Genomic DNA, 13,783 nt, shown 5'->3' on the forward strand with positions numbered 1-13,783 from the left:
TGATAGCTAAAAAAATAGAACTACCTTTTCTACATGAATTTCATTGTTTGTGAAACATTTCACATAAATATGTGTAAAGTATCTTGTTTCATGTTCTTACTATACACGAGATATTTTTATTTGTGTGTGTCTAATTTGTGAAATGTTTCACAAATTTAAGTTATAAGAAACAAGCACTACTTCATTCAGTAGTGCTTGTTCCATTATGCTAATGCTCGTGCTAAATCTTCAATTAAATCTTCTCCGTCTTCAATTCCAACTGAGATACGAATTAATGTATCTGTAATTCCTAGTTCTGCACGGCGCTCTACTGGAATAGAAGCATGTGTCATTTGAGAAGGAATTGAAATTAAGCTTTCTACTGCACCTAGACTTTCAGCAAGTGTAAAGTATTGTACTTTCTCAAGGACAGCATTTAATGTTTCTTTACTATCTACATCAAATGAAATAATTGCGCCATAGCCATTTGCTTGCTCTGCTGCTAAGTCATGATTATAGTGACTGCTAAGTCCTGGATAGTACACTTTGTTTACTTTCGGATGATTTTGTAAGAACTCAGCAATTGCACGAGCATTTGCTTCATGCTCCTCCATGCGTACTCCTAACGTTTTTAAACCACGTAGTAATAAGAAGCTATCTTGTGGTCCTAAAATACCACCAGTTGAATTTTGTACGAAATGAAGCTCCTCTGCTAATTCTGCACTATTTACAGCTACTACTCCAGCGACAACATCACTATGACCACCTAAATATTTTGTTGCACTATGAAGTACAATATCTGCACCAAGGGAGATTGGTGTTTGCCAATACGGTGTCATAAATGTATTATCAACAATTGTTAATAAGCCTTGTTCTCTAGCCAGTGCTGCAATTTGTTTAATATCTGTAATTTTTAAAAGCGGATTCGTCGGTGTTTCTACATAAATTGCTTTTGTATTTGGAAGAATTGCTTCTTTTACCGTTTCTAAGTTTGTTGTATCAACAAATGTATGTTCAATTCCAAAGCGATTTAATACTTTTGACATGACACGGTATGTTCCGCCGTATACATCATCTGTTAAAACAACATGATCCCCTTTAGAGAAAAGCATCATCACTGCTGTAATTGCTGCCATACCTGATCCAAATGCAAATCCTGCATGACCATTTTCAAGAACAGCAATTGTTTCTTCAAGGGCTGCACGAGTTGGATTTCCCGTACGTGAATATTCGTACCCTTTATGATTCCCTACACCTTCTTGTTTGTACGTACTCGTTTGATAAATTGGTACTGTTACAGCTCCAGTTGAAGGTTCTCCGATATGAATACCATGAATTAATTTCGTTTTTTTTCTCATTTTTATTCCCATCCTTTGTATATGTCCTTACTCAAATAGCGTTCACTGCTATCTGGAAAAATTGTTACAATATTTGTACCTGGCTTTGCTTTCTCTGCTTCTAATAAACTTGCGTGAAGCGCTGCACCCGAAGAACTACCAACAAGAAGTCCTTCTTTTTGTGCCAATTGTTTCACACGTGAGAATGCATCACGATCTGAAATCGTATGAACGGCATCAAAATATGATGGATTCAGAAACGGTGGTATAAATTCAAGTCCTATTCCTTCTGTCTCATGAGAGCCGGCTTCGCCCCCATTTAAAATTGAACCTTCTGGTTCAACAATTACTGTTTTAATCTGTTGACTTTGCTCTTTTAAATATGACGCTGTTCCCATAAATGTTCCACCGGTACCAGCACCAGCGACAAATATGTTAATGTTTCCGTCTAGTGCTTCCCACAGTTCAGGACCTAATGTTTTATAATATGCACGTGGATTTGCTTCATTAGCAAATTGACATGGAGAATATGAATTTGGAATTTCTTTAAGAAGCTCTTCTGCTTTTGCAATAGCACCTGTCATACCCTTTGAAGTTGGTGTATGAACAATCGTTGCGCCAAGAGCTTTCATAAGTTCTTGCTTTTCAATACTAAATTTCTCTGGAACGCAAACGATAACATGTAAATTATGCTCAAGTGCTGCAAGTGCCAGTCCAATTCCTGTATTGCCAGCTGTCGGTTCAATAATTGTTCCACCCGGCGTAACAAGCCCCTTAGCAAGAGCATCCTCAATTAATTCTCGCCCTAACCGATCTTTTACACTTCCTCCTGGGTTATAGAACTCAAGCTTCGCAAAAAGCCGAACATCTTCTGGAAGTAAAAAGTGTGTAATTTCAACAAGCGGTGTATGTCCGATTAGGTCATGAACACTGCGATACACTTTCATCGTATTTCCTCCTTACCTAATACCTCAAAAGAAAAAGGCAACTGTATGTATATCTTATATATGAAACAGTTGCCTTTTTGCTACATTACTTTAACTCTTCTAATACTTTTACAATAAAGTTTGTAGAATGAAGAGCTGCTTGATCTAAAAATTGGTCAAACGAAATATCCGATTCCTTACCAGCAATATCAGAAAGTGCTCGAATGATTACAAATGGCACTTTATATTGATAACAAACTTGTGCAACTGCTGCTGCTTCCATTTCTACTGCATACAGATCAGTAAATTTCTCACGAACAAATGCAACGCGGTTTGGATCGCTCATGAATGAATCTCCAGTTGCAATCATACCTTTTACAACTTGAATGCCATCTGCTGTTTGCATACATTTTTCAGCTAATGCAACAAGTTCTTCATCCGCTGGAAATCCTGCCGGCATTCCTGGTACTTGACCATATTCATAGTCAAATGCCGTTACATCTACGTCATGATGACGAACTTCTGTTGAAATCACAACATCCCCTACATTTAAAGAATGATGGAATCCACCAGCTGAACCTGTATTAATAATTTTTTCAGGCTTATAACGCTCTAATAAAATCGTTGTTGACATTGCTGCATTTACTTTACCAATACCAGACTTCAACAAGATCACTTCATGACCTGCTAGTGTACCCTTCGTAAACTCACAACCTGCAACTGTTTCTGTTTCTGCTCGTTCTAACTTGTCACGTAAAATACGTACTTCTTCTTCCATTGCTCCGATTACAGCAATTCTCAAACTAATCCCTCTTTCTATTGCTTCGTTGCCTCCATTACCCAAACAAAATGATTCATACGGGTGAACGTGACTTGAAAGCTATTGTTTTCAAAAATAGATTGCATGACTGGAATACGTGTATAATATTCCGTTTGTAAATCATTTGCTAACTGATGAAATCCTTGCTCTTGTGCAGATTCAACAGTTTTATCATATGCTTCTTGATCTACAAATATCGTGTCAGCAAACACTATTTTACCACCTTTATTTAGCAATTGACTATACTTCGCAATTGCAACATTTTTTTCTTCATCTGTTAAGTGGTGAAAAGCATACGTGCTAACAATCGTATCAACATGCGAAGGAGCAACAAAGTTTAGAAAATCACCTTCTATAATCGATACATCTTGCGGAAGTTTTTGTTTCGCAATCGCCCGCATTTCTTGTGACGGTTCTATACCATAAACATTGTAACCGGCAGCCAATAATCTATTTGTTAAGTTGCCAGTACCAACACCAAATTCCAAAACATTTCCAAAAGATTTATTTACTACATCCTCTAAAATCTCCTCATAATGAGCGAAAACTTCTTTATATTGTATGTCTTCGCCCTGTACGAAAGAATCATACGTATGAGCCCATTCATCGAATAGTTCATTAAATTCTGTACCCATAAAAATTCCCCTTTTTCTTATCGGATTTATCAGTATAATATGCCTTATACGCTAAAAAGTCAATAAAAATGCACATGGTATTTCTTAGTCTTCTTTGATACACTAAATTATGAACATGCGGAAAGAGGTGTGCTTCATGTCGTTTACATTTGAAATGATGGAAGATAAAGTTGAATTTTTTGAAGCAGCTAGCTTAGCATCGCTAGAAAAGAAAATCATTGAACAAATCGATAATAATAAGGCACTTATGATGGAAGTACATCACGTTTCACATCAAATGATTATGGATCCTGAAAGCAAGCGACCATATTATAGCGCTGTTGTTCATTTTAAATTGAAAAAATTGCGCTAAAAAAGAGAGAGGCTTTATCACCTCTCTCTTTTTTAATTTAGGGTTTGAACAAGCGTTGGTTTCCAACCCTCATTTTCTACCCAATCAATATTTACATAATATTTTTTACCTGATTGTTTATCTTGTACATTACCGTATGCTTTCTGTTTTCCGTTATTTCCAATACGGTGAATTATCAACTGATCTGCTGGGACATCAATTGCATAACCAATCGCCTTCATCATCTCATTCCAGTCAGTGCTTCCTTTTTGGAATGTCATTGCTGGTGATTGACCTTGCTCTGTACCAACTGGCTTCCAAGCTGGTTTTGTATATGCTTCTGTCGCTTTTGCATTTGTTTTCTCTGCGGGTACTTTTTCATTTTCTTTTGCTTTCGCTTCTTCTTCCGCTTTCTTCTTTGCTTCTTCGTCTGTTTTCTTTTGCTCCGCTGCTTTCGCGTCTTCTTTCTTCTTAGCTGCTGCTTCTTTTTCTTTTTCAGTTTGCTGCGCTACCTTTTTATCACTGGACGCAACTTGCTCTGTTTTATCAGAAGTAAAGAATAATTGATATGCTACAATTACTACCGCTAATAGTACGATACCAATTGCAATATTCAAAACACCATTTTGACGACGCCTTTGTTGTTTTTGTTGAAATCTAGTTCCTGCCATCATTCAAACCTCCATGACATTTTTCATACTTGTTATTGTAACATCAAATGCACAAAGGTTGAAGGATTAGGACTACTTTTTCACAAAATGAAAATATTTCTTATCAGTTTCTCTTGTTTTCCCACTTAGCAATGGATTCCACATAATCGGCAAAAATGTGTGTGACGACATTGTCTTTCCTATTCGTTTCTAAATCAACAACAACTAAAGCATAGCGAGGGTTGTCATACGGAAAATAACCAGCGAACCAACGATTTTCACGATTCTCTTTCCCTGTTTGTGCAGTTCCTGATTTCCCTGCTATTGTAAATGGTAATGATTGATAGGCGGAGCCTGTGCCATTCGATGACGTTACAACACCTCTTAATAATTGCTGCATTTGCTTTATCGTATTTTTTTTGAGTGTTTTCCCTCGCAGTAGATGATCTTCAAAATGAAGTAATTTCGTTCCATTTTTATATGTAATATTCCGAACAGCTTTCACTTCTTGCTTTTCACCTCCTCTTGCAATTGTTGCCATCATATTAGCGACAGCTAGCGGTGATAACCGAACATCTTTTTGACCGATTGCCGTTTGTGCAATTGCTTTTCGAACCGTTTTATCTCTCTCATCACGCCAAGTCGTTCCCTCTTTTTCTTCTATGAGCTGCTGCAATGAAGATGTATGAAAAACAGACCCTTTCCATCCAACGCTGTTTGCTGCCCCTAACGCTTCTACATACTTCTCAAGCACCATTCTATCTTTTTGTAAGAGTTCACGCCCGAGCACTGCAAACGTACGATTACAACTGCGAGCAAAGCTTTCTGTAAAAGATAGCTTCCCCATCAGCCTATCTGCTTTCCCTTCTCCGTAAAGATCCATATCGCAGTCAAATCTTCGCTTTGCTGTAAGTATTCCTTCCTCAATAGCAGCTGCTGCAATGACAGTTTTAAAAACAGACCCTGGAAAATGTGGCATAAGCATTTGATTACTTGCACCTTGCTTATACGCTTCCTTGTTGTTTGTATGTAAAGATGGCTTACTCACCATTGCTAAAATTTCATTTGTTTGAATATCAAGTAATATAAGACCGCCTTTTACAAGTTTGTACTGGTTAATAACTTCCTCTGCTCTCACTTGTAAACTTTTATCCAATGTTGTTTCTATAACAAGTGGATAAAAAGGATTAGCAGGATATGTATACTTAACTTTTTTTCCGAAAATTGGTTCTCCTTGCCCATCAACATGATATAGTATTTTTGCTTCTCCATCTGATAATAAAAACTCATCAAACGAGCGTTGTAGCCCTGAAATACCGATTGGTGTTTTCTTCTTTTCTTTTTCCCCATACCGCTTTACAAACTGCTCCTCATTTTCTCCAGTAATACCGATGAGATGCTCTGCTATAATGCCATTTTGCTTCAATCTTGCATGGACTGCCAAAATACCTGGAATCTTTAAATGATTAATTTGCTGCATTTGTTCTTTCGTTAATTTCAACGGCTTTTCATCTTGTTGAAATATAACGGGTTTGTTTGCTATTCGTATTTGCTGCTCTAATTCCTTTTCTCGTACTCCGATGATATTGGCAACCTTTTGCACCGGCCAGTTCGCACTTCGCAATAATGGAAATAAAATTAAAACCATCTGATTATCATCCACCAGCTCTTTACCATTTCGATCAGTAAAACGGCCACGTCCATCGTCTACAATAACTGCCTGTGTACGCTGAGCAACGCTTTTTTCAATTAAATTAATATGCTTATCTGTAAACGACTCCGTTTTCACAAGCTGAATTTGTATTAAACGGCCAAGTAATATAAACATCATACACATAAAAACTGCTAAAATCATGATAATTCGTTGCTGCATTTTCATAAAAAAAACACCTCGTCTTTCATTGTTGACGAGGTGTAATTCTTTTTATACAAACAGACAGAAAAATTTGATATTGTAAAGGTTCTCTTTATCTTGCTATTTGCGGGCAGCAACCCCTCACTGATAGAAGTTTCACTTTATCCCGCTATTCGCGGGCAGTAAGACCCCCATCTCAAGATTGAGAAGGAAGCAAAGCAGATAGATGTGGAATAACTGCCCATAAAAGCCCGATTGGTGAGAGCTTTCCATCAGTGGGAGATGAAAAAACCCACTGATGGAAGTTTCACTTTACTTCCCATGGATTTTAAAATGAGGTATACGAATCACAATAATAAAAAAGCTAACTCACCATACGATGAGTTAGCTTTTTATGTTTTACTTTACAGAAACGATTTTTACGCGCATATCTCCGCCTGGCGTTTGTACGATTACTTCTTCGCCAATTTGCTTACCCATTAAGCTCTTCGCGATTGGAGAATCGTTAGAAATTCTGCCTTCAAATGGATCAGCTTCCGCGCTACCAACGATTGTATATGCTTCTTCTTCACCTTCTGGTAATTCTTGGAAAATAACAGTTTTACCAAGCGTTACGATTGTAGAATCTTCACCGTTATCTTCAATAATAACTGCATTGCGAATCATGTTTTCAAGCTGTGTAATACGACCTTCTACGAATGCTTGCTCGTCTTTTGCTGCATCATACTCAGAGTTCTCAGAAAGATCACCAAAGCTGCGCGCAATTTTAATACGCTCTACAACTTCTTTACGTTTTACTGTTTTTAATTGTTCAAGTTCATGTTCTAATTTTTGTTTTCCCTCAAGTGTCATAGGGTAAGTTTTTTCTGTTGCCATGTTTTCCACTCCTTTTATATACCAATCCCCCGAAAAAAAGAGGAGTTCCATATGAAAACTCCTCCGCCTTATGAAATAGCAGAGGTTTCTAGTACGCTTAGCACTAGCGGAGTTGTCACACACAACCCCGTATTTTTTCCCAATTCTTCCTTATATAAAGAAGATATGTATGGAAAGTTAATATAAATATGCCCTCACCTAGATGGGGGTGAGGTTGGCATGTTTCATTGTATTCGATAGAAAGGGGAAAAATCCCTTCCTATCGTACATCTTTTACTATGCTATTACAAATTCACTTTTTCTTCAAGAATTGTTGCGATTTTTGTGACCATAATATCAATCGCAACATGATTTTGTCCGCCTTCTGGAATAATAATATCTGCAAATTTCTTAGAAGGCTCAATAAATTGATTGTGCATTGGACGCACAACATTTACATATTGTTCAACAACAGATTCCATCGTACGGCCGCGTTCTTTAATATCTCGCTCCATACGGCGTAAGATGCGAAGGTCAGCATCTGTATCAACAAACACTTTAATATCCATTAAATCGCAAAGACGTGGATCTTCTAAAATAAGAATTCCCTCTAGAATAATTACATCTTTCGGTTCTACTGGAATAATTTCTTCCGAGCGTGTATGCAATGTGTAATCATATACAGGCTTCTCAACTTGCTTATACGCAAGCAACTGATGCAAGTGCTCAATTAACAAGTCATTATCAAATGCTAACGGATGATCATAATTTGTTTTTAAGCGCTCCTCCATTGGCAAATGACTTTGATCTTTATAATAATAATCTTGCTCTAAGATTAAAATAGAATGACCTTGAAATTGATCAAAGATTGCTTTTGTTACACTTGTTTTACCTGACCCTGAACCACCAGCGATCCCAATTACAACAGGCTTGTTCGTCCCCATTCAACTACCACTCTTTCTTATTGAAGTATGCTTTTTCGCATCATGTTGTTCACATACACTGGTCGATCCACTTTGAATTTCACGATTTGCAACGGATGTCTCGCTGCATCTAATTCGTTTCCATCCTCATCCCAAATTTTTTCCACCGTTTGTGTAAAGTTTTCAATTTCTGGTCCAAAGAACTCAACTTCATGACCTGGTTTGAAGTAGTTACGCTGCTCTATTGTTACAATGCCTGTTTCTTCATTATAATCTAACACTAAACCAGCAAAATCATACGTTGTTTTCTTACTATGATTTCCATACATTTGCTCTTGATACCCAGGAACGCCTTCAAAGAATGCAGGAGCTGTATCACGATTTGCACATTTATCAAGTTCTTCTAACCATTCTTGTTTAAACTCGAAGTTGTCTGGATCTGCACAATATGCATCGATTACTTTACGATACACAGTTGCAACAGTTGCAACGTAGTGAATTGATTTCATACGTCCTTCAACTTTCAAGCTGTCAATCCCAATTTCAATCATTTTCGGGATAGATAAAATGAGATTTAAGTCTTTTGGACTCATCGCAAAATGAGCATCTCCTTCTTGGAATAAAGGAAGTTCTTCTGCTTCTTTATGTTGCGATACTGTTTGAATTAAGTCATAATCCCAGCGGCAAGACTGACAGCAACCACCGCGGTTAGAGTCACGTGCCGTCATATGATTACTTAATGTACATCTTCCAGAATACGCAATACACATTGCACCATGGACGAATGCTTCAATTTCAATATCAACGTGCTCTTTAATTTCTTTCATCTCTTCATAGCCTACTTCACGAGCTAATACAAGACGGTGTAGACCTTCTTCTTTCCAATACTGTGCTGCTTTCCAGTTGGATAGTGATTGTTGTGTGCTTAAATGTACTTCAACAGAAGGTGCAACACGTTTACACGTCTCAATAATAAGAGGATCTGCAACGATAATACCCGTTACACCAGCTTTTTCAATCCCTCTTAAATACTCTTCTAATCCGTCCATATTTTCATTATGGGCAAAGATATTTGTTGTTACATATATTTTCGCACCATATTTCTTTGCAAATTCAACGCCTTCTGCCATTTCTTCTAGCGTAAAGTTACCTGCATTTGAGCGAAGACCAAATTCTTGTCCACCTAAATATACAGCATCTGCACCGTAATGGATAGCTACTTTTAATTTTTCTAAGTTACCTGCTGGTATTAACAACTCAGGTTTCTTTACAATAACACGTTTTCCGTCAATTACACGTGAAATTTCTTTGACAGTCATATGCTAAACCTCCTTTTTAATAAACCGTTTCTTTGAAGAAAAATCCTGTATCTAATGGGCGATTTACCGGTTGAATTTCTTCAATTTCTTTATATAAGTCGTCTTTTACGTCATAATACGCATCACGATTTTCTACGCATAAATCAATAGCCTTACGATATCTCTTCGTTACTTCAACAATGTATTCTGAACTTTTTAATACACCATCAATTTTTAAGCTATCGATTTCAGCATCGATTAACTCTTCTAATTCATCGATAAAACAAATATCATTCGGACTCATAATGTGAGTGCCGTTCTCATCTTCATAGACTGGATATTTATTATTACGTTCTTTATCATGTAAAAACATGTTTTCTTCATATTTCTTCTTTTCAATTTCCATATTGCGGTCTTGATACTCAAAGTAGTTTCCTACTAAAGAACGCTTTGATTGGAACATGCATGTCATTCCGTGAATTTGTACTTCCACTTCGACTTCTGCATTTTCTTTTAATTCCACAATTTCATCTAAGCTTAATTCGCGTGCAAGAACAGCGCGTTTTGCACCCTTACGTCCCCAATAGTTACATGTAAACCAGTTTGTTGCTGTTGTTTCTGTATTCCAATGCATTTGCATATTTGGTGCAACTTCACGCACTGTCATTAATACAGCTGGATCTCCAAATACAACTGCATCTACATTTACTTCTTGTAAAAATGACACATAATCTTTTAAAGCTTCTACTTTCTCATTGTGGAACATCGCATTCATTGCAACATACACTTTCATGTTATTTTCATGTGCAACAGCTACTGCTTCTTTTACGTCTTCACGAGAAAATTCACCAGCTAAACGTAAACCAAATTTTTGTTCACCAATCATTACTGCATCTGCACCTGCTTTTGCAAGTGGTTCAATATCCGCCACTGTTCTTGGCGTTACTAACAACTCAGGTTTTTTCATTATACGTCACCCCTTCTTTTTACTCACGGCTACTCCGTCGCCAATCGGGAAAATTGTTGTATCATATCCTTCATGATTCATGAGCCACTCATTATACGTTTTAATTCTTCTAATTAACCCGCGTGTACGTCTATTTTCAATGTGTTCCTTTGTCGTCACGAGACCGTGATATAGTACATTATCTGAAATAATAACGCCGCCAGGATTTAATAACGGCTCGTATATATCAAAAAAGCGACGATATTGTCCTTTTGCTGCATCAATAAAAATGACATCAAATGTGCCATGTTCTTTTACTTGCTCTCCCGTTTCTAGAGCATCTCCAAAAATAACAGAAATGCGTTCTTTTACCGGGGAATGATTTATATATTCAAGTGCTTTTTCATATCGATCTGCATTTCGCTCTACTGTGACAATGCGTGAATTGGGAATGGCTTGCATCATGCGAATGCTAGAATATCCAATAGCTGTACCAAGTTCTAAGATGGTCTTTGGCTCAATTAGACGCAAAAATTGCAACATAAACTCCATGCCAAGACGATCCATAATTGGTACATGATACTCACTCGCATACTGTTCCATTTCAAGAATTAGCTCATCTTTCGGATCGATAAAAGACTGCAAATATTCATAAACTGTATCTTGTTGCTCCATAGATAGTCCTCCTTATCGCATGGAGAAGTAAAAAAGAATATTGTCTGTTTGCGGCAAGAAAAATACAAGCTCACTCTATCCTTAGCTTGTACGTCCCGTTTCTATATTAAAAACGATTCTTCTGCCAGTTTTTAACCCGATATATTTTATCATAAAAAAGAGGGATATGCGAATTTTTCTCGCTTCCCTCAAAAAATTTACGATTGCTTTTGTGTAATATACTTTTGTTTTAACGCGTTATGTTCTTCTAGCGTCTTAGCGTAATACACTTGACCGTCTGGTGCCGCTAAGAAATAATAATACTCTGTTTGTGCAGGCTCAAGTGCTGCTTCTACTGATTTTACACTAGAATTCGAAATTGGTCCAACTGGTAATCCTTTCACAACATATGTATTATACGGAGAGTTTACTTTTAAATCCTCATATAGTACACGTTCTTTATGCTTACCTAACGCATATAGCACTGTTGGATCTGTTTGCAGCGGCATTCCTTTTGCTAAACGATTATAAAACACACTGGCAATATTTTTCCGATCTGTATAACCTGTTGCTTCCTCTTCAATTAAAGAAGACATTGTCAATAATTGGTGAACATCCAATTGTCTTTCTTTCATTTTTTGCGCGTTTTGCTCAATCAGTTTATTTGTTTTATCAAGCATTGGTGTTACGATTTCTTCTAACGTTACTTGCTTTTGATAGTACGGATATGTAGCTGGATATAAATAGCCTTCTAATGGATACTTAATATTGCTATCAAAAATTTTATTAGTAAGCAATGTTGGATACTTCTGCTGGAGTTTTTGAACAAATGCTTTATCATTCAACTGACGAATAACATCTTCTTTATTTAATTTAAATTCCTTTGCAATTGTATCTGCGATTTCAACGACTTGTGCGCCCTCTTTGACTGTCACTTTATAAGCAACCGGACGATGCACATTACCAGATGACATTTGTCCCATTATTTCCTCTACATTCATCGATGGGTTTAATAAATATGTGCCAGCTTGTAAATTTTTAGACTTCACTTTTGCGTATAAACTAAATATAGTTCCGCTTTTTACAATTCCTTTGTCTTCCAAAATCTCTCCTACCTTACTTGTAGAAGAACCTTTTGGAATTTCCACTTCAATTTCCTTTTTACTCTCTACATTAAGCGGCTTTAAAGCTGAGGTAATATATGCATATGCAGAACCACAAACAACAAGCAACGCAACGACAATGGCTGCCATTACTCGTCTTCGTTTTTTTGTTTTCATTTGATTCACTCCCCTATGTCCTCCTTATTCAAAATTGTATAATGTACTCGCCTACTCTATACAACAACTTACGAAATACTAAAAAACATGTCTATTCTTTAGACATGTTTTTTCTTTTTTCTACAACCTGTATCATTATACTACAAATAACTATCTGCTTTCGACAAAAAATCTTTCATTCATCTTACAAATATAACAAACAAACTGATTTCAATATGAAATCAGTTTGTTTGCACTTACTATATTATTCTTCGCCTTCTTCTTCCTCAGCAAGAGTGTTAAACATTTCTTGTACCATTTCCCACTCTTCTTCTGATTCGATTGGAAGTAATGTTCCGCCAGATTCTTCTTCGTTTTGTTCGAAAGCCATTGCATCATAAATTGGATCGCCATCTTCGTCAACTTCACCGATTGGTGAGAATACTACGTAAGATTTTTTACCAAATTTTTCAGCATCAAAAGTGAAAATAATTTCACATAGATGTTCGTTACCTTTTTCGTCAACAATTGTAATTTGATTTTCTTCCATTATGGTCACCTCTTATTTACTATCTAAATATCCTTGCAAAATTACGACAGCTGCCATCTTATCAATGACTTGCTTTCGTTTTTTTCGGCTTACATCTGCCGAAATGAGCAGGCGCTCCGCTGCCATTGTTGACAAGCGTTCGTCCCACAGTACAACTTCCAATTGCACGAGCTCACCCAATTTTTCTGCAAATTGCTGACAAGCTTCACCGCGCGGACCGATTGTACCATTCATGTTTTTTGGCAATCCTACTACTATCTTGTCCACATTGTACTGTTTTACTAACTCAGAAATACGATTAAAACCAAATTCGCCTCTTTCTTCGTTAATTTTAATCGTTTCCAAGCCTTGTGCTGTCCAGCCCATCTCATCGCTTATTGCAACGCCGACTGTTTTTGTACCCACATCTAAACCTAGTATACGCATAAACTACTCCTCACGATGATGTTTCAAATAGGACTTTACAAGCTCCTCAATCAGTTCATCACGTTCTAGCTTACGAATAATATTGCGAGCATCTTTATGACGAGGTATGTATGCCGGATCTCCACTTAATAAATAACCGACGATTTGATTAATCGGATTGTATCCTTTTTCTTGAAGTGCATCATACACAGTTAATAGTACGTCATTTACATGGACATTTTGTTTTTCTTCTTGGAAGTTAAACTTCATCGTTTTATCGAACCCGTCCATTTTAAGCACCTCACTTTACTAGATATAGGGAGAAAGATATTCCTTCTCCCTACTATTGTACACTACTCT

At 36.9% G+C, this 13,783-nt stretch carries 16 protein-coding genes; 1 reads left to right on the forward strand and 15 read right to left on the reverse strand.

Translation table 11 applies throughout. The features are described from left to right. Positions 1-203 precede the first annotated feature (203 nt). From WAX78_RS07980 to WAX78_RS07995, 4 genes are all read right to left on the reverse strand, one after another. A complete protein-coding gene (locus WAX78_RS07980; RefSeq protein ID WP_336481753.1) occupies positions 204-1,337 on the reverse strand; it encodes a bifunctional cystathionine gamma-lyase/homocysteine desulfhydrase in 1,134 nt (377 codons plus the stop codon). A gap of 2 nt (positions 1,338-1,339) precedes the next feature. Then, on the reverse strand, positions 1,340-2,263 hold the full coding sequence (locus tag WAX78_RS07985; RefSeq protein WP_336481754.1) for an O-acetylserine dependent cystathionine beta-synthase: 924 nt from the start codon (positions 2,261-2,263) through the stop codon (positions 1,340-1,342). A gap of 85 nt (positions 2,264-2,348) precedes the next feature. Then, complete coding sequence (gene mtnN / locus WAX78_RS07990) at positions 2,349-3,044, reverse strand: 5'-methylthioadenosine/S-adenosylhomocysteine nucleosidase (RefSeq protein WP_336481755.1); 696 nt, start codon at positions 3,042-3,044, stop codon at positions 2,349-2,351. A 14-nt stretch (positions 3,045-3,058) separates the two neighbouring features. After that, on the reverse strand, positions 3,059-3,697 hold the full coding sequence (locus WAX78_RS07995) for a class I SAM-dependent DNA methyltransferase (RefSeq protein ID WP_336481756.1): 639 nt from the start codon (positions 3,695-3,697) through the stop codon (positions 3,059-3,061). A 136-nt stretch (positions 3,698-3,833) separates the two neighbouring features. Here WAX78_RS07995 and WAX78_RS08000 point away from each other — a divergent pair, with 136 nt between their 5' ends. Beyond that, complete coding sequence (locus WAX78_RS08000) at positions 3,834-4,049, forward strand: YrzA family protein (RefSeq protein WP_336481757.1); 216 nt, start codon at positions 3,834-3,836, stop codon at positions 4,047-4,049. Positions 4,050-4,081: 32 nt separating this feature from the next. On the opposite strand, the gene WAX78_RS08005 is transcribed toward WAX78_RS08000, so the two are convergent. From WAX78_RS08005 to WAX78_RS08055, 11 genes are all read right to left on the reverse strand, one after another. Beyond that, positions 4,082-4,702: a YrrS family protein gene (locus WAX78_RS08005; protein ID WP_336481758.1), complete on the reverse strand. Its 621-nt coding sequence runs from the start codon at positions 4,700-4,702 to the stop codon at positions 4,082-4,084. Between the two features lie 100 nt (positions 4,703-4,802). After that, entirely contained in the window at positions 4,803-6,557 is a 1,755-nt protein-coding gene (locus tag WAX78_RS08010; RefSeq protein WP_336481759.1) for a peptidoglycan D,D-transpeptidase FtsI family protein, read from the reverse strand. Between the two features lie 375 nt (positions 6,558-6,932). Beyond that, entirely contained in the window at positions 6,933-7,409 is a 477-nt protein-coding gene (gene greA / locus WAX78_RS08015) for a transcription elongation factor GreA (protein ID WP_336481760.1), read from the reverse strand. Positions 7,410-7,693: 284 nt separating this feature from the next. Continuing rightward, positions 7,694-8,332, reverse strand: a complete 639-nt coding sequence (gene udk / locus WAX78_RS08020) for a uridine kinase (protein WP_336481761.1) — start codon at positions 8,330-8,332, stop codon at positions 7,694-7,696. 17 nt (positions 8,333-8,349) lie between these two features. Further along, entirely contained in the window at positions 8,350-9,630 is a 1,281-nt protein-coding gene (locus tag WAX78_RS08025; protein WP_336481762.1) for a peptidase U32 family protein, read from the reverse strand. 16 nt (positions 9,631-9,646) lie between these two features. After that, entirely contained in the window at positions 9,647-10,576 is a 930-nt protein-coding gene (locus WAX78_RS08030; RefSeq protein WP_336481763.1) for a peptidase U32 family protein, read from the reverse strand. Between the two features lie 6 nt (positions 10,577-10,582). After that, a complete protein-coding gene (locus tag WAX78_RS08035; protein ID WP_336481764.1) occupies positions 10,583-11,230 on the reverse strand; it encodes an O-methyltransferase in 648 nt (215 codons plus the stop codon). Positions 11,231-11,427: 197 nt separating this feature from the next. Then, positions 11,428-12,489 carry an endolytic transglycosylase MltG gene (mltG, locus tag WAX78_RS08040; protein WP_336482012.1) on the reverse strand — a complete coding sequence of 354 codons (1,062 nt, stop codon included), beginning with the start codon at positions 12,487-12,489 and terminating at the stop codon, positions 11,428-11,430. 244 nt (positions 12,490-12,733) lie between these two features. Beyond that, entirely contained in the window at positions 12,734-13,018 is a 285-nt protein-coding gene (locus WAX78_RS08045) for a DUF1292 domain-containing protein (protein WP_336481765.1), read from the reverse strand. A 12-nt stretch (positions 13,019-13,030) separates the two neighbouring features. After that, entirely contained in the window at positions 13,031-13,444 is a 414-nt protein-coding gene (ruvX, locus tag WAX78_RS08050; protein WP_098307965.1) for a Holliday junction resolvase RuvX, read from the reverse strand. A 3-nt stretch (positions 13,445-13,447) separates the two neighbouring features. After that, positions 13,448-13,714 (reverse strand): IreB family regulatory phosphoprotein, encoded by a 267-nt coding sequence (locus WAX78_RS08055; RefSeq protein WP_035434175.1) that lies wholly within the window; start codon positions 13,712-13,714, stop codon positions 13,448-13,450. Between the last annotated feature and the right edge of the window lie 69 nt (positions 13,715-13,783).

The sequence above is a fragment of the Bacillus yunxiaonensis genome, from assembly GCF_037104695.1.
In the GTDB taxonomy this organism is placed as follows: domain Bacteria; phylum Bacillota; class Bacilli; order Bacillales; family Bacillaceae_G; genus Bacillus_A; species Bacillus_A yunxiaonensis.

Bases quoted from the DNA above. Each gene is read 5' to 3' on its own strand.
- WAX78_RS07980 (WP_336481753.1), bottom strand. From the start codon at position 1,337: ATGAGAAAAAAAACGAAATTAATTCATGGTATTCATATCGGAGAACCT.
- WAX78_RS07985 (WP_336481754.1), bottom strand. From the start codon at position 2,263: ATGAAAGTGTATCGCAGTGTTCATGACCTAATCGGACATACACCGCTT.
- WAX78_RS07995 (WP_336481756.1), bottom strand. From the start codon at position 3,697: ATGGGTACAGAATTTAATGAACTATTCGATGAATGGGCTCATACGTAT.
- WAX78_RS08000 (WP_336481757.1), top strand. From the start codon at position 3,834: ATGTCGTTTACATTTGAAATGATGGAAGATAAAGTTGAATTTTTTGAA.
- WAX78_RS08005 (WP_336481758.1), bottom strand. From the start codon at position 4,702: ATGATGGCAGGAACTAGATTTCAACAAAAACAACAAAGGCGTCGTCAA.
- WAX78_RS08010 (WP_336481759.1), bottom strand. From the start codon at position 6,557: ATGAAAATGCAGCAACGAATTATCATGATTTTAGCAGTTTTTATGTGT.
- greA (WP_336481760.1), bottom strand. From the start codon at position 7,409: ATGGCAACAGAAAAAACTTACCCTATGACACTTGAGGGAAAACAAAAA.
- udk (WP_336481761.1), bottom strand. From the start codon at position 8,332: ATGGGGACGAACAAGCCTGTTGTAATTGGGATCGCTGGTGGTTCAGGG.
- WAX78_RS08025 (WP_336481762.1), bottom strand. From the start codon at position 9,630: ATGACTGTCAAAGAAATTTCACGTGTAATTGACGGAAAACGTGTTATT.
- WAX78_RS08030 (WP_336481763.1), bottom strand. From the start codon at position 10,576: ATGAAAAAACCTGAGTTGTTAGTAACGCCAAGAACAGTGGCGGATATT.
- WAX78_RS08035 (WP_336481764.1), bottom strand. From the start codon at position 11,230: ATGGAGCAACAAGATACAGTTTATGAATATTTGCAGTCTTTTATCGAT.
- mltG (WP_336482012.1), bottom strand. From the start codon at position 12,489: ATGAAAACAAAAAAACGAAGACGAGTAATGGCAGCCATTGTCGTTGCG.
- WAX78_RS08045 (WP_336481765.1), bottom strand. From the start codon at position 13,018: ATGGAAGAAAATCAAATTACAATTGTTGACGAAAAAGGTAACGAACAT.
- ruvX (WP_098307965.1), bottom strand. From the start codon at position 13,444: ATGCGTATACTAGGTTTAGATGTGGGTACAAAAACAGTCGGCGTTGCA.
- WAX78_RS08055 (WP_035434175.1), bottom strand. From the start codon at position 13,714: ATGGACGGGTTCGATAAAACGATGAAGTTTAACTTCCAAGAAGAAAAA.